Origin of the sequence: Saccharopolyspora gloriosae, from assembly GCF_014203325.1 — a bacterium.
GTDB classification, from domain to species: domain Bacteria; phylum Actinomycetota; class Actinomycetes; order Mycobacteriales; family Pseudonocardiaceae; genus Saccharopolyspora_C; species Saccharopolyspora_C gloriosae.
Genome location: NZ_JACHIV010000001.1, coordinates 3427111 through 3447408 on the forward strand (window position 1 = coordinate 3427111; position 20298 = coordinate 3447408).

16 protein-coding genes and 1 tRNA gene are annotated in these 20298 nt (G+C 68.4%); 8 read left to right on the forward strand and 9 right to left on the reverse strand.

Annotated features, from left to right (window positions below; translation table 11 throughout):
- The first annotated feature begins 111 nt into the window (after positions 1-111).
- The 4 genes from BJ969_RS15160 to BJ969_RS15175 all read left to right on the forward strand — a co-directional run bounded on the left by BJ969_RS15160 (position 112) and on the right by BJ969_RS15175 (position 5866).
- The gene (locus BJ969_RS15160; protein WP_184479570.1) at positions 112-1128 is read left to right on the forward strand and encodes a glutathione S-transferase family protein; all 1017 of its coding nucleotides are present in this window, start codon (positions 112-114) and stop codon (positions 1126-1128) included.
- A 130-nt stretch (positions 1129-1258) separates the two neighbouring features.
- Positions 1259-2560, forward strand: a complete 1302-nt coding sequence (locus BJ969_RS15165) for a cytochrome P450 (RefSeq protein ID WP_221315829.1) — start codon at positions 1259-1261, stop codon at positions 2558-2560.
- A 340-nt stretch (positions 2561-2900) separates the two neighbouring features.
- Positions 2901-3815 carry a hypothetical protein gene (locus BJ969_RS15170; protein ID WP_184479571.1) on the forward strand — a complete coding sequence of 305 codons (915 nt, stop codon included), beginning with the start codon at positions 2901-2903 and terminating at the stop codon, positions 3813-3815.
- A 230-nt stretch (positions 3816-4045) separates the two neighbouring features.
- Positions 4046-5866 carry an Hsp70 family protein gene (locus tag BJ969_RS15175; protein WP_343071420.1) on the forward strand — a complete coding sequence of 607 codons (1821 nt, stop codon included), beginning with the start codon at positions 4046-4048 and terminating at the stop codon, positions 5864-5866.
- 5 nt (positions 5867-5871) lie between these two features.
- Here BJ969_RS15175 and BJ969_RS15180 read toward each other — a convergent pair whose 3' ends face one another.
- Both BJ969_RS15180 and BJ969_RS15185 read right to left on the reverse strand, forming a co-directional pair.
- Positions 5872-7773: a thiamine pyrophosphate-binding protein gene (locus BJ969_RS15180; RefSeq protein ID WP_184479572.1), complete on the reverse strand. Its 1902-nt coding sequence runs from the start codon at positions 7771-7773 to the stop codon at positions 5872-5874.
- 802 nt (positions 7774-8575) lie between these two features.
- On the reverse strand, positions 8576-9928 hold the full coding sequence (locus BJ969_RS15185; protein WP_184479573.1) for a M20/M25/M40 family metallo-hydrolase: 1353 nt from the start codon (positions 9926-9928) through the stop codon (positions 8576-8578).
- Positions 9929-10048: 120 nt separating this feature from the next.
- Between BJ969_RS15185 and BJ969_RS15190 the strand changes: the two genes are divergently transcribed.
- Positions 10049-10134 (forward strand) — tRNA-Leu (locus BJ969_RS15190).
- Here BJ969_RS15190 and BJ969_RS15195 read toward each other — a convergent pair.
- The 6 genes from BJ969_RS15195 to BJ969_RS15220 all read right to left on the reverse strand — a co-directional run bounded on the left by BJ969_RS15195 (position 10116) and on the right by BJ969_RS15220 (position 15727).
- Positions 10116-11885 (reverse strand): recombinase family protein, encoded by a 1770-nt coding sequence (locus BJ969_RS15195; RefSeq protein ID WP_425503552.1) that lies wholly within the window; start codon positions 11883-11885, stop codon positions 10116-10118. The genes BJ969_RS15190 and BJ969_RS15195 overlap by 19 nt on opposite strands.
- Positions 11886-12026: 141 nt before the next feature.
- Positions 12027-14168, reverse strand: a complete 2142-nt coding sequence (locus tag BJ969_RS15200) for an FtsK/SpoIIIE domain-containing protein (protein ID WP_184479575.1) — start codon at positions 14166-14168, stop codon at positions 12027-12029.
- Positions 14165-14848 carry a hypothetical protein gene (locus BJ969_RS15205; RefSeq protein ID WP_246456824.1) on the reverse strand — a complete coding sequence of 228 codons (684 nt, stop codon included), beginning with the start codon at positions 14846-14848 and terminating at the stop codon, positions 14165-14167. The genes BJ969_RS15200 and BJ969_RS15205 overlap by 4 nt, the downstream gene beginning before the upstream one ends.
- Positions 14845-15168, reverse strand: a complete 324-nt coding sequence (locus BJ969_RS15210; protein WP_184479576.1) for a hypothetical protein — start codon at positions 15166-15168, stop codon at positions 14845-14847. Before BJ969_RS15210 ends, BJ969_RS15205 begins: the two co-directional genes overlap by 4 nt.
- Before the next feature lie 5 nt (positions 15169-15173).
- A complete protein-coding gene (locus BJ969_RS15215) occupies positions 15174-15515 on the reverse strand; it encodes a WhiB family transcriptional regulator (protein WP_184479577.1) in 342 nt (113 codons plus the stop codon).
- The gene (locus BJ969_RS15220) at positions 15512-15727 is read right to left on the reverse strand and encodes a helix-turn-helix domain-containing protein (RefSeq protein WP_184479578.1); all 216 of its coding nucleotides are present in this window, start codon (positions 15725-15727) and stop codon (positions 15512-15514) included. The genes BJ969_RS15215 and BJ969_RS15220 overlap by 4 nt, the downstream gene beginning before the upstream one ends.
- Positions 15728-16018: 291 nt before the next feature.
- Here BJ969_RS15220 and BJ969_RS15225 point away from each other — a divergent pair, with 291 nt between their 5' ends.
- From BJ969_RS15225 to BJ969_RS15235, 3 genes are all read left to right on the forward strand, one after another.
- Complete coding sequence (locus tag BJ969_RS15225; RefSeq protein WP_425503553.1) at positions 16019-16267, forward strand: hypothetical protein; 249 nt, start codon at positions 16019-16021, stop codon at positions 16265-16267.
- A 139-nt stretch (positions 16268-16406) separates the two neighbouring features.
- Positions 16407-18083 carry a transcriptional regulator gene (locus tag BJ969_RS15230; protein ID WP_184479580.1) on the forward strand — a complete coding sequence of 559 codons (1677 nt, stop codon included), beginning with the start codon at positions 16407-16409 and terminating at the stop codon, positions 18081-18083.
- The gene (locus tag BJ969_RS15235) at positions 18083-18427 is read left to right on the forward strand and encodes a signal peptidase I (RefSeq protein WP_184479581.1); all 345 of its coding nucleotides are present in this window, start codon (positions 18083-18085) and stop codon (positions 18425-18427) included. The genes BJ969_RS15230 and BJ969_RS15235 overlap by 1 nt, the downstream gene beginning before the upstream one ends.
- Here the strand turns inward: BJ969_RS15235 and BJ969_RS15240 are convergent.
- Complete coding sequence (locus tag BJ969_RS15240; RefSeq protein ID WP_184479582.1) at positions 18402-20081, reverse strand: transcriptional regulator; 1680 nt, start codon at positions 20079-20081, stop codon at positions 18402-18404. The genes BJ969_RS15235 and BJ969_RS15240 overlap by 26 nt on opposite strands.
- Between the last annotated feature and the right edge of the window lie 217 nt (positions 20082-20298).

Genomic DNA, 20298 nt, shown 5'->3' on the forward strand with positions numbered 1-20298 from the left:
CGGCCTCGACGACGTACCATCACGCCCGGTAGCGGCGGCGTTCCCGGTGCGGGCCGACGCCGCCGAGCGGAACCTCCGGATCACCGACGCCGCAAGGGAGCCCTGATCACCATGGGAGCCGCGCAGTCCTCGACCGACGAGTTCGTCCGCGAACCGCTCGGCGTGCAGGAACGGATCACCGCCGACGGGTCCTCGCCGTGGCCCGTCGAACCGCACCGGTACCGCCTCATCGCCGCGCGGGCGTGCCCGTGGGCGAACCGGGTCGTCATCGTCCGCCGCCTGCTCGGCCTGGAACCGGTGCTGTCGCTGGGGATCGCGGGGCCGCTGCACGACGAGCGCAGCTGGCGCTTCCACAACGACCCCGGCGGCGTCGACCCGGTGCTGGGCATCGAATGGCTGCGCGAGGCCTACGAGAACGCGATCCCCGGCTACGACAAGGGCGTGACGGTGCCCGCGGTCGTCGAGATCTCCAGCGGCAAGGTCGTCACCAACTCCTACCAGGACCTCGAATTCGACTTCGCCACGCAGTGGACGGCCCACCACCGCCCCGGCGCCCCGGACCTGTTCCCCGCCGGCCGCCGCGACGAGATCGCCGCGATCTCCGACCAGGTGTTCCACGACGTCAACAACGGCGTCTACAAGTGCGGGTTCGCGAAGGCGCAGTACGCCTACGACAAGGCCTACGACGCCCTGTTCGCGCGCCTCGACGCGCTGTCCGAGCGGCTCTCCGGGCAGCGGTACCTGGTCGGCGACACGATCACCGAGGCCGACGTCCGGCTGTGGGTCACCCTCGCCCGCTTCGACGCGGCCTACCACGGGCACTTCAAGTGCAACCGGTCCACGCTCGCCGCGATGCCCGTGCTCTGGGCCTACGCCCGGGATCTGTTCCAGACGCCCGGTTTCGGCGACACCATCGACTTCGAGCAGATCAAGCAGCACTACTACGGCGTGCACGCGGAGGTGAACCCGACAGGGATCGTCCCGAAGGGCCCGGACCCCTCCGGCTGGCTCACCCCGCACGGCCGCGAACAGCTCGGCGGACGTCCCTTCGGCGACGGCACCCCGCCGGGACCGCCGCCGGAGCCCGAACGGGTGCCATCGCTGCCGGAACCCGCGCATTCGGGCTGAATTCGCCCGCGATGTCGGTGGTGCGTGCTTCGATCGTGCTCGCCCGACGGACAGAGGACGATCTAGCGACGGGCACCTGAGCGCGCGCGGACGGCGCGCGGACCCGCCGCCGCACGACGAAGGGATCTCGATGAGCACGACCAGCGACCGGTCCCCCGCCACCGACTCCGACCGGTTGATCCAGCGGCCGCTACCACCGGAACTGCTGATGCGCGGCGACGACCCCTTCTCCCCGCCACCAGGACTGGACCGCCTGCACGAGCGGGCGGCGGTCTCCCCGGTGGAACTGCTCAACGGGGCGCGCATCTGGATGGTCACCGGCTTCGCCGAATCCCGCGCCGTGCTCACCGACGAGCGCTTCAGCGCGGACACCCACCGGCACCCCAACGCGATGCAGCTGACGCCGAACCAGGTGGTCGAGCAGCGGGCCGCCGCGGCGGCGGGCCGCGGCGGGTGCCCCGCGACCGAGCAGCAGCGCACCGACGGCCTGTTCATCTTCATGGACCCGCCCGAGCAGACGCGGTTGCGCCGCTTGCTGGTCGGGCAGTTCACGGTGCGGCGGATGCGCGCCCTGGAGGCCAGGGTCCGGGAGATCACCGTCGAGCACATCGAGGCGATGCGGGCCGCCGGGCCGAGGGCCGACCTGGTGTCCGCGTTCGCGTTGCCGTTGCCGTCGCTGGTGATCTGCGAACTGCTCGGCGTCGCCTACGAGGACCGGGCCGAGTTCCAGGAACGCTCCGCGGTCGCGGTGAACCTCGACGCGAGCGACGAGGAACGGCTGCACGCGCAGGCCGGGCTCTACGAGTTCATGCGCGGGCTGGTCGCCGACAAGCGCACCCACCCCGCCGACGACCTGATCTCCGGGCTGGTGCACGGCGACGCCGACCCGGCGCTGACCGACGAGGAGCTCGTAGACCTCTCCACGATGCTGCTCGGCGCCGGGCACGAGACCACCGCGAACATGCTCGCCCTCGGCACCTACGCGCTGCTCGAACACCCGGAGCAGCTCGCCGCGCTGCGCGCGGATCCCGGCCTGATCGACACCGCGGTGGAGGAGCTGCTTCGCTACCTGTCGGTCATCCACACCGGCCCGGTGCGGGTCGCCGTCGAGGACCTCGTGCTCGGCGACGTCACCATCCCGGCCGGGGACACCGTCATGATCTCGCTGCCCGAAGCCAACCGGGACACCGGCCAGTGGCCCGACCCGGCCGAGCTCGACCTGACCCGGGTGCGCAACCACCACCTGGCCTTCGGCCACGGCGTCCACCAGTGCCTCGGACAGCAGCTCGCCCGCGTCGAACTGCGCATCGGCCTGGCCGAACTGCTCGCACGCCTGCCCGGCCTAAGACTGGACGCGTCCCCGGCCGACATCGGCCTGCGCACCGGAATGATCATCTACGGCGTGCACTCACTCCCGGTGACCTGGGACTGAGGGATCTTCAGAATGCTGTTCTGATCGTTGTCCTGTCAGTGGCGGAGCCGCTGACCGCCTGTCTTTGATCTTGTCTGCCCAGGTGAGCGACGTCGTTGGTCGTTGTCTTGTCAGCGAGGAAGCCGCTGAGGTTCCGCTACCCGGACACCTACGCAGATCAAGATCAAAGACGGGCGGCGAGCACTCCACCTGTTGCGCCGCGAGGCTGCGGCGGTTGCGCCGGTCTCCCCGAGCGGACCGGCGAGTTCTCGCCAACCGCGCACCTCCGGGTCCGCGCGCCGACACGATGTCGATCTTGCCGTGCGCACCGGGCGCACCGGCCCGACACCGAGGTGCCACCGTGCGGAGAAGAACCTTCCTGGCCACGACGCTCACGTCCGCGATCGTCGTTCCGGCCTGGGCCGGAGCCGCGACGAGTTCCGCCGCCCCCGCGCCGAGGCTCGACGCGCCACCGGAGACCTGGAAGGAGCACTGGTTCGAGCACGCCGAGGACCTGCGGCTGGCCGGGCACAACGACACCGTCGCGCTCTACTTCGACCAGGACGTCGACCCGGCCGCGAGCGAATGGCTGCTGCCGTTCATGACCTCGATGTGGCAGTACGCGCAGCGGACCTACGGCAACGACGGCAACAAGATGACCGCCGACCGCCTCTACTCGATCCACCACGAGGGCAAGCACAGCGGCGGTCACCCCTCCACCGTCTACGACGAGTCGCACGACTTCCGCAACGTCAGCGACGTCGGCGGCAGCGACTGGACCACTCCGCAGTACGAGATCGTCACGCACGAGACCGGCCACGTCGTCGAGCTCATCGCGTCCGGCAAGCACGGCTCCCCCGCGTTCTCCCTCTGGGGCGACAGCAAGTGGATGGAGTTCTACATCTACGACGTCTACAAAGGACTCGGGATGGAGGCCGAGGCCGCGGACTTCCACGACCGGATGATGGCCGACGACCACACCGACGATTTCCCCCGCGAGCAGACCCACTGGTACCGCGACTGGTTCCACCCGCTGTGGCGCGACCACGGCGGCGCGCAGGTCATGGTGCGCTACTTCGACCTGCTCGGCCGGCACTTCCCCGCCTCCGGCGACGACTTCGAGCGCGACCTGAACTGGGGCGAGTTCGTGCACTTCATGAGCGGCGCCGCCGGCAAGGACCTCAAGGAGCTCGCCGCCGGCGCGTTCGGCTGGCCCACCGAGTGGGACGAGCAGTTCGCCACCGCCCGGAGCGACTTCCCCGACATCACCTACTGAGCACGGCGCCCCGGCGGTCACCCGCGTCCCGTCCCTGATGCGGGTGACCGCCGATCGGCCGGGCCGGTTCCGCCGAACGACCACGCGCCCGCCCGCGATTCCGCTACCGCACCGCCCGAAAGGGCAGAGTGCAGTGCAGTCCTGCGGGATTGATCACTGTCCGTGTCGTGCTCCACCTACCATCGATCGCACACGGTGGTTGTCCTCACTGACGTCAAGGGGCACGCATAGTGCGGTACAGCGTTGGCATCGATCTCGGAACCTCCTTCACCTCGGCCGCCATCAGCGGCCCGAACGGCACCCGCATGGTGCAGATGTCGCCCTCGATAACCGTCCCGTCGGTCGCCTACCCCGCCCCGGGCGGCAGCCTGCTGACCGGGGAGAAGGCGCTGCACGCCGTGTCCGACCCGAAGCTGGTCGCGCGCAACTTCAAACGCCGCCTCGGCGATCCGACCTCGCTGGTGCTCGGCGGGTCCGGCTACTCCCCCGCCGCGCTGATGGCCGCGCAGCTGCGCGACGTGCTCGCCACCGTGAGCACCCTCGTCGGCGGCCGTCCCGACTCGGTCGTGCTGACCCACCCGGCGATCTGGGGGCCGTACCGGCGCGAGCACTTCACCGAAGTTCCCCGGCTGGCGGTCGTGGACGATTTCCGCCTGCTCACCGAGCCGGAGGCCGCGGCCACGCACTACTCCAGCGAGCGCAGGCTCGGCGACGGCGAGGTGGTGGCCGTCTACGACCTCGGCGGCGGCACCTTCGACACCACGATCCTGCGGATGCGCGGCGGCCGGATGGAGATCCTCGGCACGCCCGAAGGCATCGAGCACTTGGGCGGCATCGACTTCGACGAGGTGCTCACGGCCCACATCGACGAGCGGCTCGACGGCGCCGTCAGCGAATTGGACGCGGCCGATCCGCAGGCGGCGGTCGCGCTCGCGGCGATCCAGGCGATGTGCGTGCGCGCCAAGGAGGACCTCTCCACCGAGCCGGACGTGCGGTTGTCGGTCCCGCTGCCCTCCGGGCCGCGCGAGGTCACCATCACGCGCCTGGAGTTCAACGAGATGATCAAGCCCTCGGTCCGGTTGACCATCGAGGCGATGCACCGCACCACCGCCTCCGCCGGGCTGCGCGTCGAGGACCTCTCCGCGGTGCTGCTGGCCGGGGGCTCGTCCCGCGTCCCGCTGGTCGCACAAACGGTGGCCGCGGAGTTCAACAAGCCCGTGCGGGCGACGCTGCACCCCAAGTTCACCGTCGCGCTCGGCGCCGCCCTCGTCTCCGCGCGCCCCCGGCCCGCGGCGCCACCGCCACCACCGGCCCCGGCGGAACCGGCACCAGCTTCAGCGTCGGCGTCGGCCGAACCCACGGTCGTCATCAAGACCCCCGCACGACCGCAGCGCCGGAAGTGGCTCGTACCGGCCATCTCCGCAGCGGCCGTGCTCGTCGTCGGAGCCGCCGTGGCGCTGTTCGCCACCGCGGGCTCCGGCGCGCCGAGCGAGCCGCTCCCCCTCTACGACGGCGCCCCCGTCGCACCGTTCACCGGATACGTGGGCTCCGACTCGGACGGCTGGAACGGCACCGCCGTCGAACCGGGCGGCACCGAACAACCACCGCACATCACCGCCGAGCCGGACGCCGACGGCCTGCGCGTGACCTGGACCGATGAGGATCCGGCGCAGTTCTACCTGCAAACAGCCAACCCCGAGAGCGCGGTCGACCTCTCCGCGTACGCGGAGCACGGAGGCGCCGTGGTCTTCGACGTCGTGCCGCACGTGGCACCGACCGACGGCTACACGAAGATCGCGATGCACTGCCACCACCCGTGCGGCGCCGAACTCCCCGCCACCGACCTGTTCGGCGACCTGCCGGTGGCTCAGCCGACCACGATGAAGATCCCGCTGTCCTGCTTCACCTCCGCAGGCCTCGACCCGAAGCAGGTCAACACGCCGTTCCTGGTCTACTCCCAGCGGCGCATGGACATCACGTTCTCCGACGTCCGGGTCGAGCCCGGTGCAGCGGATGCGCCCGACGCCACCCCCTGCACCGAGCTGCGCTGACCTCGTCAGGCAGGCCCGAAGTTCCAGATGGCGCTGTTGCCCCGCGAGGTGCTGAGCCGACCGTCCGCGTTGAGGTCGACTTCCGCCATGTCCGGCAGAGCCGGGTCGGTGAGGACCTCCACGACGTAGGGCTCGCCCCCGTCGACCACCCGAACCGCCTCGGCCAGCGCCCGCTCCAGGTCGTCCGCGGAGTCGACCAAGCACCCGCCGACGCCGAATCCCGCCGCCAGGTCAACGAACGACAGCTGCGGATTCCCGTCGAGCTCCAGGTACTCGGCCGCACCGCTGGGATCCCAGTCGTAGGACTTCCGCATCACGTCCAGGCCGACCCGCAGCGTCTTGTACTGCTTGTTGTTCGTGATCAGGTACAGCACCGGGAGCCGGCGCTTGACCGCGGTCCACCACGTGTTCAGGTAGAACAGGGCCGACCCGTCCCCCACCGCATTGACCACGAGGGGCCGCTTGCCCTCCGCCGCCGCACCGGGCCGCAGCACCGCGTCAGCGACACCGAGGCTGGCGGGCATCGAGTACCCCAGCGAGCCGCCTTCCGAGGACATGTAGCTGCTCGGGGTGTCGAAGGCCAGTCCCTGCTGGAAATCAGCGGTGTCCGAGCAGGCTTCGTTGATCAGCCGGACCGAGTGCTCGCGCAGCGCCGCGTTCAGCACGTCCACCAGCATCGCGGGAGCGATCCCCTGGCCCGGGACCTCCTGCGCGCGCTCCCGGAACTCTTCCGCGAGCGCACGATCCTCCTGCGCCAGCTCCGCGTTCAGGCCGTCCACGTGCGCCTCGTCGTAGGCGGGATGGGTCTTGACGGCAGCGGTGATCTTCGGCAAGGCGTCCTTGATGTCGCCCAAGGCCGCCGCCGCGCCGTAGTGGTTCTTGCCGATCTGCCACGGATCGTTGTGCAGGTAGACCTGGGTCAGGTGCGCCGGGATCAACGGGCCGTCGTCCCAGTTGTAGATCACCAGCTGCGCCTGCGCGTTGAACCCGCACAGGAACGCGGTGTCCCGCACCGTGTCCGAGTCCTTGCTCCCCAGCACCTGCCTGACCTGCTGCTGCGCGCTCGGCAGCTCGCCACGGGCATGAGCGAGGTGGTGGGGGTAGTTGAGGTAGCTGCTGAGCTGCTCGTTGTACACCGGCGCCCCGATGGCCGTCGCCAGGTCCTGCAGCTCGCGCCACGCCCCCGCTTCGCCCACGCCGTCCCCGGCGACGATGACCGGGTGCCGAGACCGGGCCAGCAGATCGGCGGCCTTGTCCAGCTCGGAGGGCTGCGCGTGGAACTCCCCCGCGATCCGGGTGAACCGGCCCCGCTGCGGATCGGCGCCCTGCTCCAGCAGGAACTGCCACGGAATGGACAGGAAGACCGGCCCCATCGGCGGTGCCAGCGCCGTCTTCAGCGCGCGCTGCACGGCCATCCCGATCTCGTGGGGCCCGCGGATCTCGTAAGCCCACTTGGTGTACTGCCGGGCCACCTGGACCAGGTCCGAGCCCAACAGCGGCTCCTGGATGAGCAGGTTGCTGTGCTGCTGCCCGCACAGCACCAGCAGCGGCACGTTCGACCGGAACGCGTTGAACAGGTTCCCGAGCGCGTGCCCGACCCCCGGCGTGACGTGCAACCCGACCACACCGGGCACCACCTCACCTGCCTCGGTCCGCCGGTGCCGCGCGTACCCCATCGCCGCGCCGAGCGCGATGTTCTCGTGCAGGCAGGGCACGTACTCGACGCGGTTCTCCGGAACGTCGGTCCCGTCGATGAGCGGAATCTCGTTGGTCCCCGGCACCCCGTAGAGCCGGTCGACACCCGCGGTCTTGAGATAGTCGAAGATGATGTCCCGGCCCAGCCGGGTGTTGTTCTCTTGGTCGATCGGGAGCCACTGAGCGGACTGGCCGTGATCGATTTCGGTCACCTTGTTCTCCTCCTCGGTCATCGAGTCGTGAGCCCCGGTGGTGCAGCGAGGCGCAGGGCGACAGGTGCGATTTCCGTTGCGGCACCGAAGCAATCCGGTGCTGCCTGGCGCTCCCGTCCGGCGAATGGGCTCAAATGCGGCCGAAAGTCGGAACCTGGTCGAGCCGAGCGCTCATCGGCGCACTTCGTTCCCCGTCGATGAGCGCCCGTCGCATCGGCCTCGACCCGCGCCGATGATCCACCTGCCAGCGAGATCCGAAGGTAACAGGACGTCCCGAACGCGTTGGCCGAATCGCGAGAACGAGCGCCGGAATGCCCGATCGGGCATTCCGGGTTTCCGCTGAGGACCACCCGATCGTCCGATCCACGGCGATCAGTTGCACCCGACCGAGTGACCTGCCACGAATCGAACCTTGAGCCGATCTCCGGTGACTACCTTGACCGAGTGCGATTCGGAATCAGCATGGGTCCGCGCGTCTTCCGCATCCGGGCGAGCACCCGAGGGGCGGGAATCGGCAGCGGCATCGGACCGTTCCCGATCCACGCGAATTCCGGCTACGGGCGGCACACGGAGATCGGCGGCGCCGCGAAACACCCGCAGACGCGCCGGTCAGCCCTCCCTGCCCGGTGACAGCACGACCACCGACCTGATCGGTGCCAGCGCCTGGCAACTCACCCCGACCGGATCGGACGAGCTAGCGGCCCAGCTCAACCGCGCTCAACACCGGATCACCGGGTGGGGCGGGGCTGCCGCCACCGGGGACGAGGCGGCCTGCGCCGGCCTTCCGACGCAGGCCGACCGCTCACGCCTCCCGCAAGAACCGGTCCAGGACGCGCGTGCCGAACCGCAGCGCATCCACGGGGACGCGCTCATCCACCCCGTGGAACAGCGCGCTGAAGTCGAGCTCCGCGGGCAACCGCAGCGGCGCGAACCCGTAGCAGTTCATCCCGAGCCTGCTGAACGACTTCGCATCGGTGCCGCCGGACATCATGTACGGCAAGGTCTTCGCCGCAGGGTCCTCCGCGATCAGCGAAGTGCTCATCATGTCCACCAGGCGGCCCTCGAACTTCGTCTCCACCGGCGGCAAACCGACCCATTCCCGCTCGACGTCCGGCCCCAGCAGCTCCGCGAGTTCCCGGTCGAACGCCTCCTCGCGCCCCGGCAGAATCCGGCAGTCCACCGCGGCCTCCGCCACCGAGGGGATCACGTTGTGCTTGTAGCCGGCGGTGAGCATCGTCGGATTCGCCGTGTCCCGCAGCGTCGCCCCCACGATCCGCGACAGGTTCCCCAACTTCGCCACGGACCCGTCGAGGTCGTCCGCCGGGAAGTCCCACCCGGTCAGCTCCGTGACCCCGTCGAGGAACTCCCGCACCGACTCGTTGAGCACCAGCGGGAACCGGTGCCGCCCCAGCTTCGCGACCGCCTCCGCGAGCTGCGTCACCGCGTTGTCGTCGTGCACCATCGACCCGTGCCCCGCCCGCGCCCGCGTGCGCAGCTTCAACCAGCGAATGCCCTTCTCCGCCGTCTGCACCAGGTAGGCCCGCACCCCGTCCTGGAACGTCACCGAATAGCCGCCGACCTCGCTGATCGCCTCGGTGCAGCCCTCGAACAGCTCCGGCCGGTGATCCGCCAGCCACTGAGCGCCCTGCAGCCCCCCGGCCTCCTCGTCGGCGAGGAACGCGAACACGATGTCCCGCTTCGGCGTGATCCCGTCCCGCTTGAACCGCCGCGCCACCGCCAGGCTCATCGCCAACATGTCCTTCATGTCGACCGCGCCACGCCCCCACACGTAGCCGTCCTGCACCGCACCGGAGAACGGGTGAACCGACCACTCCGAGGCGTCCGCCGGCACCACGTCCAGATGCCCGTGCACCAGCAGCCCACCCCGATCCGACCCCGACCCGGGCAACCGCGCGATCACGTTCCCGCGCCCCGGGTGGTCACCGGACTCGACGTAGGTCGTCTCGTACCCGACCTCCGCCAACTTGTCCGCCACGTACTCGGCGGCCACCCGCTCACCCGCGAGCGTCGCCGGATCACCCGTGTTCGTCGTATCGATCCGAATCAGGTCACTGGCCAGCCCGACGACCTCGTCCTCGGCCACCCGCAGCCCAGCCCCAAGATCACCCGCAGCGCTCTCCTTGTGCTCACTCACCAGGCCTTTCTATCACTCCAGCCCCATAGTGGGGGGTGGGTCTCAGGCCTCGAAATGGATCAGCTAATCTATGAACACAACACAGCAGGGGCCGCCAGGCAAGACAGGCGGCGCTGAGGCGTCCGAGTGGCGGAATGGCAGACGCGCTAGCTTGAGGTGCTAGTGCCCTACTAATGGGCGTGGGGGTTCAAGTCCCCCCTCGGACACGCACGCTAACCACACGCGGTGAGATCGTAGCTTCTACGACTCGCGCGTGTGGTTCGTATTTGAGGCGGAGTTGCAGGCTGTCGTAGAGCTGGTTCAGGCTCTCCGGCTTGCCATCCGCGAGGGCAGCCCTCACGTCACCGAGCGAATCGATCATGGCGTAGACCTCCCCGTCTTTCAGCGTCCGCGCCTCGGGTGTGCCGTCCAACTCTGCTTGCGCGGCGGACCGCTCGGCTTGTGCCGTGTTGATCGCGTCGACGAGCGCCGCCGGATCGGCTCCCGCTTCGACAGCGGATTGCAGGCGGTGCAGCCGCGTAGTGGAGTCGGTCAGCTTCTTCTTCAGCGCGTCCTTCGGGCCGGTCCGGTTGCTGGACTCGGCCTGAGAGCCGAGCAGTGCCGCGACGGTGCGATCGACGTTCGCCGGGGCGAACAGGTGTCCGATCCAGGTGTTGAGCGGTTCCAGCACGTCGGCTTCTCGCAGGTTCACCGTTCTCGGGTGATCGGCCAGTGCTTCAGAGCCGGGTGCGAGTGAGCGCGCCAGGCATCGGTAGTAGGTCTCGTGTTTGCGGATCATCGCGCCGTGCATCTTGCGGCCGCAGAACCCGCAGCGCGCCATTCCCCGCAGCAAGTACCGCCGGGTGCCCTTGTCGCGGGTCCGTTCCAGCTTCGCGATTCCTCGGTTGCCTCCCGCGGATCGCGATCGGCGGAGAAGCTGGGCTTGCGTGAACTCGTCCACGGACACGATCTCCGGGTGCGCCGGTGTGCGTGAGCGGACGATCCGGTCCGGGCTAGAACGGCGGAACCGCGTCACGTGTCCTGCGGCGACGTCATCGGGGTTGAGAAGGGTTTCGTGCTTCGTCCAGCGGCCGAAGATGGCGTAACCGGTGTACCGGGGATTTTCGAGGACGGCCCGCACGGTGCCAGCCTGCCAGCCGTCGGCGAGCCGGTGCCGGTTCTGGTCCGGCCGCTTCGCCGAGGGGCAAGGAATGCCGTCCCGGTTGAGTCCGTTGGCGATCGCCCGATCGCCCATGTCGTTGAGGTAGTCGCGGAAGATACGGCGTACGGCTTCGGCTGCTTCCTCATCGATCGCGAGCACCTTCAGACGGTAGCCCTCGGCCGCCTTACGCGGATTCGGGTGCGGTCCCCCATCGACAACCATGTAGCCGTAAGGCGCTCGGCCGCCCTGATGGCGCCCCTCGTTGAGGACCTGAGCATCCATCGCAGCCCGAACCCGTGCTTGCACGTGCTGGCGCTCGGACTCGCTCATGCCTCCGAGCACGCTCATGAGCATCTTGTGCGACGGGTTGCGGGTGTCGAACCTGCCGCCCAACTCCGGCACCCACAGATCCACCCCGTAGGCACCGAACTTCGGCGCGATCAACGAGAACTGGTTGCCGAACCAGCACCGGGTCCCTTCCCCGACCACTACGGCGTTCCAAGTCCGATTCGGGTCCTTCAGCGCGGCAAGGAGCTGGGAAGCGGCTTCACGGCGCTCCCACGGCACGGATCGGGACTGGCCCACGTCGAAGTACTCGGCGGCGACGACTCCGCCGAAGGGTTCGACGAACTTCTGAGCGTTGCCGAGCTGCCAGCCGTGCGAGGTCTCCGGGTCCTGGTTGTCCTCGGTAGAGCACCGCCCGTAGAACGCCACCGGGCCGATCCCGTCATCAACGGCTTCGGTGACCTCGACGCCAAGTAGTTCGTCCAGCACCGCCAACGGATGCGAGCCGATTTCATCAGTCAAGCTGTTCACCTCCCTCGGCCCCGTTCGGGGCCTTTGCGTCGGCCAGTTCAACCAGTATGACAAGTAGAGCGCGGCAGGTCTGCGGGGTTAGCTCCGGAAGTTCTGACGGGAAGTGGACGGTGATCCCGTCGCTCCTGTCGTCTGCGCTGCTCACGCCCCGTCGTCCTCCGTCTCCTCATCGGAGCCGATTTCATCAGCCGCAAAGCGCTGGATGGCCGCGCGTATCTCGGCGGTGAAGTAGCCGCGAACCCGCTTGGTCTCGCCGTCGTCGGCGGGAACCCGGTTGCGGGTCGGGCGGCATCCGAGGTCGCCCATCTGCTGAGCGAAGATGCCGGGAACCACGTCGAGCGCAGCGGTCAGTTCGCCGGACGGCACGAAGTCCCTTTCGTCGAGTTCCGAGCCGAGGTAGTGGCACACGGACGCCAGGGGTTCGGGCAGGTTCTCCGGGATCGGCGCGCGGGCGGTCCCCGCACCGAGTGCCTTCACCACTGCGGTTTCGTCGATCGCCCGGTGAGCGTCGTCGCCGTTGGCATGTCCTGTGAGCGTCCCCGTGGCTTCCCGCAATGCTCGGCCGCGCTGGCAGATGTTCCGCCACTCGGCGTTGAGCATGTAGTAGGTCCGCACGATCAGCGCCAACGTCTCCTCGCCCGCATCGGTGTCGCCGTCCGGGCGGAGGATGCCAACTCCCTTGTGATTGGTGAGCAGCGTCGAGGCGTCGAAACCTCGGGTGTTCATCTGCTCGCCGAGCACGATGTTGGAGTCCCGCCAATCCATCACCCGCAACGCGAACCGCGATCCGAGCACGGCCCGCAGACGGGACGGGATCGTGTTCGAGTCCGGCCGTTGCGTGGCGAGCACGACCACCACGCCGACCGCCGGCCCCTTTCGTGCGAGGTAGGTCAGCAGGTCCGCGATGTACCCGCCGAGCGTCGTCTTCCGCCCGCCTACGTCCTCGCGTTCCGGGTTCTCCAAGAACACCTGAACCTCATCGATGATCACAGCGGTGATCGGCATCGCAAGCGCTGAATCTCTAGATATGGCAGGGGTAATCTTCGACTCGGGGCAAACGTCATCGTCCAACTTGGACATACGGGAGTAGCGGCTCTGCACCTCGGCGACCAACTCGGCGAGGTGATCCCGAACAGCCGTCGCGTGCTCGATCTCGTCTCCGCAGACGAACCGGTGCGCCACAGCCTCGGCAGCCTCCCAGTCCTTCCCGCCCTTCCCATCGAAGACGTAGAGCCGGGTGTGCGGATCGAGGACCAGTCCGGCCGCCGGAACTCGAACCGCCGAAGTCTTGCCCTGCCGAGGGATAGCGCCGACGAGTAGCGAGGTCCACACCAACGGCAGGTCGACCTTCCGATTGCGCGCGTCCACTCCGAACGGGATCGGTCGCCATGCGTCCCACCACTCCGCTTCGAGCAGCGGGAACCGAACCGGCGGACCGGCGTACGGGTCCTCGTCAGCCACCCACAGGAAGACCCGACCGGCGTGCCCACCGCGACCGCGCACCCGCTCGACGACAAGCTGAACCTCGTCGACCGCCAACGCGGAGGCGAGCGCTTCCCGGTTCTTCACGACGTCGGCCGCCTTGCGAGTGGCCGGAAGGTCCACTGTGATCGCCCAGCCGTCGCCCGCACGCGACGCGCGCTCGACCAGACGCAGTGACTCGTCCTTGCCGACCAGCTTCGCGTCCCGGAAAGCGTCCACGAGAACTTGAGGTTCCATCGCCCACGCGAACGAACGCGGACCGGACAGCACCGCTTTGCGGCCCGGAGCGCCTTCCTTCCGGCGACCGGTGACGGCGAGAGCGACCGCCACAACGCCACCCGATCCCCACAGCGCCACCGTCCCGAAGCACAGGTCTGCGACGAGGAGCACCGAAGCCGTGAACAGCGCGACGGCACCCGTGAGCTTCCACCGGAACAAGGTGAGTTCACGGATCTCAATGAACTTGTCCGCCAACTTCTCGGACTGCTCGGCCGCTTCCCGGTAGTCCACGACGCGCACCCACCGGCGCCACGTCCGCACGGCCAGCACCAGGCCGCGCCACACCGCACCGACGAACGACTTCGGCGAGCCGAGCAGGAACAGCGCGACATCCACCGCGGCGTTCTTGGCGGCTTCCCGTGAACGCAGCCCCGCCGGAATGTGCGTGGAGCTTCGCCACCACCTCGCGAAGCGTCGCCAACGGCTCGGCTTCGGCACCGGCGAGACGTCATCGACGAGATCCGCCTCGAACACGTGCCGTTCGACGTGCCCGAAAGAGCCCGAACCTTCCTCCGTACTCATCCGCGCACCTCCTCGGCGAGCGTCGCGGCGAGCCGGGACGACAGCCCACGCGAGCAACCGGCGACCTCCCGAACCCAGGCAGGCGTGACGACCGTTCCAGGAGTCCACGCCGACCGGGCGCGGTCCAAGTACTCGTCGAAGCTCACCCGCCGCTTCGGACCGGCCTCCTCGTCCACGGCCGGAGCTGGGTGTTCATCGACGTTCACAGCCATCCCGCGTGCGGCTTCGCCGAGCTTGTCCCGGAGGTCGGTCACGGCCTCGGCGGCGACGAATACCACCAGCGGCGGGACCGAGTGCAGCACCGCCAGGGCCGCAGAAGCGTCCGCGAACGCCTGCCAGGTGTTCATGACATAGGTGGCCGCGAGCGTGAACCACTTCGCGCCGCGAACCCACCCACCGGTGCGGATGCCGTACCGGGCGGTGACCTGCTCGGCCCGGAGTACCGCGAGCAGCACTAGCGACACCATCGGATCGAGCAGCCACGCGGCCCACCAAGGCAGCGACCACACCGCGGCACCGGCAGCGGCGAAGCTCTGAACGTTGGTCATGGTGAACGCGAGCCCGAGCAGGATTCCCGTCCAGCACAACCGGTCCACTTGCGACCGGGTCCGCTCGATTGTCTCGACTTCGGGTGAGGCGGGCGGCTCGTGCCGCCCGCTCTCGGCATCCCGCCGGTTCATCGTCGGCCGCCCTTCCGGCGCGGTGTCTCGACGGTGACGGTCAACGCCTTGGTCACGGTGTAGGCGGCGAACAGCGCGGGGACCGCGAGCACCGTCCAGAGGAGCGCCCGGTTCTCGGCGTGGCTGATCACGATCCACTGCACGCCGACGATCACAGCCGCGCCGAGCAGCACGCGGCTCGCGAGCGACATCAGCCGTGTGCCGACCTGCGCAGCGTCGTGCGCTTTCCGTGCGGCCCGCGCGCTGGCCCGGCGTAGCGCGACCAGGGCGACGAGCACGGCGACGCCGATCAGGATCTCTACCGGGGTGAGTTGGGGCATCATGGTCAGTCACCTCCCTCGGCGCGTTCACCGCGCTGGAGCCAGTGCATGAGCAGGTCGCGCCGGTCGTCCTCGGGCAGTGCGCCGAAGACCCCAACGGTGTTCTCGCCAGCGGTGCGGAGTTCCAGTTCCAGGCACTCGTCCTGAACCGGGCAGCCCTCGCAGAGCCGGGCGGCAAGCTCCCGATCCGAGAACGGTTCCTCGGGCGGCTCGTCGTGCGGGTCGCTGGTCATGCAGCTGCCGTTGCGGCCGACGATCTCGGTGAGCGAGGCGGTCGGCACCCAGCGCAGCCGATCCAGCCGCCACGCGATCCCGATCAGCCGGAGGTCGTTGAACGGCGTGCTCATCGGCCACCCCCGGAACGGATCTCGGTGGGCTCGCCGAGCAGCCGCGTGAGGGCGCTGGCCGGAACGACGAGCCGACCGCGCCGCAGGACGGCGCGAAGGTGCCCGACGCGAACGGCGCGGGAGGCGGTCGCCGTCTCGACGCCGAGGATCGAAGCGGCTTGCCGAACCGTGTAGAAGGTCGAACGGTCGGCGGGACGAATAGCAGATCGCATCAAAAATCCCCTTGGATTACTGATTTCATCATTATGTTGATGAAATCAGCGCATGAATGGACGTGTTCGTTCGCCGTGCCGCGAAAAGCGCGGTGTCACGGGTGGAAGGAAGAGCGAGAACGGTTAACCTCGGCGCCGAGGCGGAGCGCGGAGGAATAGGTGTCGGAAGATTGGGCGTCAGTCGCCAAGGCCATAAACGAGCGCGTCAACGCGCTCGGATGGCGCCAACGGGAACTCGCGGACCGATCGCGCGTCTCGCAAGCGATCGTCAGGGAGATCCAGCACCACACGGTGGAGCGCCGGCGGAGCGCGCGAACGCTGGAGTCCCTGTCCACCACCCTCGGGTGGCACCCGCAGCACCTCGACGCCGTGCTGAACGGGCGCACACCACCTGAGCAGTCCGAAGACACCGGCCGCGGCGACTCGCTGGCGTCCAGGTTGGACGCCGTCGAGGACCGCCTGGCCGAGATCACCGAGCGCTTGGACGACTTGAAGACCGACCTGAGAACGGTGGCCGAGAATGTCCGCCCGAACCGGTAGCGGGAAATTCGCCGCCGTGGTGTTTTCCATGCCATTGATTTCATCTGGAATCGCCGCCGATCCCCATGCGGATTCGACGCACTTCCAGTGCATGAGCAGTGCGGAACCAGTGCACAACGGCTTTGCGAGGCGCTGAACGATGGACCTGACCAGCGGCTGGACGGGCGAGACCGCGTGCGCATTACAAGCGGCGTTAAGGCTCAGCAATGAGGGATTCGCCGAGCACCTCGGAATCGGTGTGCGCACCGTGGCCGGGTGGCATCAGAAACCGGACCTACGTCCGAAATCCGAGATGCAACAGCTCCTCGACACCGCGTTGGAGCAGGCTTCGGCTCAGGCGAAGGACCGCTTCGCCGCGCTCACCGCAAACTCGACGGAACAGGATGTCCGCAACGAACTGTCAGGCAGCGTCTCTGGCTTGGTCTTTCAGGTAGGGCAGCACGTCGGCGACACCCATGTGCACCAGCACTTCTCCTCGGATACGGGCTCGGCGGAGCGGGTCTCTGCGGTCACCGAAGCTGAGCGCCGGTTAAGCGCAGACCCGAACATCGGTGCGGCGCTGGACTGGGTCGACAACAGGGCTGGATGGGAACCTGGCACCGCGCGCAGGAAGACTGCGGCACGGTTAGCGGAGCTCGACGCGAGCTCTTTACAGGACCGAGGAAAACGCCGCGGGCGAGTGAATCAGCGCGACATCGCGCACGCACTTGCCGAGTACTACCGGGACCGTCCGGACACTCACGGGCTCTACAGCGCGCGGTACGGCGACCACGAGTCGGCGACGAGCATCCTCACCAGCTCGGATTGGCTCGATCTGAACGCGCCTCTCATCGCATCGCATGACCGGCTTCGAGCTTCGACTGCGGCTGACGCCGAACTGTCGTTGGACGAGGAAGCCGCCTCGCGTGCCATCGATCGGCTGGCGGAGACGCTGACGCTCGGAATCCGCATGGTCGACATGCCGCTATACCGGCTGCTTGGCGTCGACTTCGAAGGTGGGCGGGTCGGCGGGTCACTCGGGATGACGCGGTTCGTCGAGTACGCGCTGACGATGGATCTACTCGAAGCCGAGCTGGTCGACGCGCTCACCTCGGGCCAAGTGCCGGAACCGGGGGCGCTCTCGCTACGGGACCGCCACCTGCCCGACGTGGCATCGGTGTTGGACATGTCCGGGCGGCTCTGTTCCGGCGGCACGCTGGCCTTGTGCGCCTTCGCGCGCCCGGCGAGCCCACTCCGCGGTGAAGCCGACTACCTGTTGCTCGTTCAGGAGCGTTCGGGCCACGTCGTGAACGCCTCCCGACGCCTGGCCGTCACGCCGAAGGGCTTCCACCAACCGTTGACCGACGTGCGCGCCGATGCGCAGGTCGGCGCGACGCTGCGGCGCGAGATGGAAGAGGAGCTGTTCGGCCGCGACGAGATCGACAACACCGTGGGCGACCAACGCAAGGCCGACCCGATGCACCCGAGTCGTCTCTCCGAGCCGATGCGCTGGCTGCTCGATGAGCCCGGCCGACTGCGGACGGAGTGCACCGGTTTCGGCCTGAACCTGGTCAGCGGGAACTTCGAGTTCGCCGGGCTGATCGTCGTCGAAGACGAGGAGTTCTGGAACCGCTTCGGCGGGCAGATCGAAGCCAACTGGGAGACGGCGAACCTACGGCAGTACTCCAGCCTCGACGGCGAAGCGCTGGCCGACCTGGTGCGCGATGTAGCGTGGAGCAACGAAGGATTGTTCGCGCTGCTGCAAGGACTTCGGCGGCTCGCGAACCTTGGCGGCGAGCGGGTGGACCTGCCGGAAATCGGATGGGAGCTTCGGTAGTGGGCGACAACTGGTACAGCGGGAACGCCGCCGAAGACGGCAAGGAAACCCGCGGCTGGCTGCTCGGCCACTTCAGGCCCGAAGAGGACGTGCGTCACTCGACTGACGCCGAAGTGAAGTGGGGCATCCACGAGCCCGGCGAGGCGCGTACGGAGTGGGCATCTGACGCCGACCGCACGACGATGCTGCTTCTCGTCCAGGGGCGGTTCCGACTCGATCTCGCCGAAACCAGCATCACGCTGGAGAACCAGGGCGACTACGCGGTTTGGGGACCGGGCCACGAACACAAGTGGGAAGCGCTGACTGACGCGGTCGTGATCACCTTCCGCTGGCCGACGTCGTGAACTCGGCGTCCACTGTGGGCAGATCCAGGCGCGGATCATTGCTCTCGCCGAGCCTGCGAATTCCCTGAAGCAGCGCGAAAAGACCTTCGTTGCTCCACGCTTCGTCAGCGATCAGTTGGTTCCACAGCTCGCGGTCCAGTGTGGAGTAGAGCCGCAGCCCGGACGCCTCCCAGTTCGCCTCGATGTCGCCGCCGTACCGCCTCCAGAACTCCTCATCGTCGATGACGACGAGACTCGCGAACTCGTAGTTCCCGCTCACCAAGTTGAACCCGAACCCGGTGCACTCCCGACGCAGTCGGCCGGGCTCGTCGAGCAGCCAGCGCATCGGGTCCGAGAGCCGACTCCGGTGCATCGGAGCGGCCACGCGCGGCTCTCCAGCAGTGCCATCGACCTCGGCCCGGCCGAACAGCTCCTCTTCGAGCTCTCGAAGTAGCGTCGAACCGATCCGCGCTTCCGCGCGAGCTTCCTTCAACGGCTGGTGGAACCCCTTCGGGATCACGGCTAGCTGTCCGGTCGCGTTCAGCACGTTCCCCGAGCGCTCCTGAACGAGAAGCGCGAAGTCCGCTGGACCTCGGTACGGGTCGGCTGGTCGCGCGACCGCACAGAGCGCCAGAACTCCGCCAACGCACTTCCTCGCGCGAAGATCGAGCACTTCGGACAGGCCCGGCAGGTATTCGCCCCGGATCGGTAACTCACCGCGCCGAATCGGCTGCCCGTCGCTGATCGCGTCGAGCAGTTCGCCTTCGAGGAGATCCGAGGTAAGCGCGTACTCAGCGAAGGGCGCGAGGCCGAACGAGCCGTTCACCGCGTCGCCGGTGAGGTCGACACCGTGGAGTCTGTAGAGCGGTGCGTTGGTCATTCGCACGCCGAGCGCCGTGGCTTCGGCAAGGCGGTGAATCGCCCTCCGGCTGTCGATGGGACTCGTCGATGATCCGGGCGCCTGATCAGCTAGCGCCAACATGTCGTGTTTCGGTGTGAGCGGGATTCCGAGGCTGGTCCAGTCTGGTCGTGCGAGAAGGCTGGTGCCGATCTCTCGGTCGTCGACGCGCACGCGGTGGATCGAGTATCCGTTGGTGACGGTCTGCCCGTAGTACTCGGCGAGCGCTTCGGCGACTGCCGTCCGTCCAACCCGACAGCGACGAGCGTTCCGGTCGAGCAGGTCGCCCGCGCTCAGTCGGGACAGGCGGGACCGAACCTTTCGCTTGGCGGTCCCGGCAGTCCACCCGGCGTGCTGATCGAGCCAGGCGAAGGCAGAAGGCAAGTCGCCGGTTACCTCTGTCCCGATCGTGGACGCCTCACTGACCGCCGCCGTGCTCGGCTCCACTTGCGTTCGAGAAGCGCTCGATCGGTCGTCGCTACGGGGTCCCGCTGAAGGAACGCCCGAAGGAACCGACTGTGGATCGGGCTCGCTGAGCAGCGTCTCAACGCTGTCGCCGAAGATCCGTTCCAACAGGCGTGCCGTCGCTGGCCGCACCCGGCCCAGCGGCTTCCCACGAGCCCCACGCCCGGCGACAAGTCGCTGCAAGTGCCGGACCCCGAGCGTGCCCACCTCGCCGTGCTCGCGCGCGTACGCCTCGGCGTACTCGGCGAACTCATCCAACGTCAGCCGCCGCTCACGTATCCGCTGTTCGAGCACCGTCCGGTAGCTCCACACCGCCGATCCCCTCCCCGAAGAGGCCGCCCCGTGTCGTCCGCAAGCCGTCCCGAAGTCGTTCCGTCTCGATTTCGGCGACAACAAGCTGATTTCAGTCTGACACGGACCGAACACACACGGTCCATTGAGTCGTCCGGCGTCGAGCGCTCCGCCTCTATTGCGCCGCCGCCGGACCACCGCGGGCGGAGCCGGCAAACCCCCGATCCCCGGTTCCGCC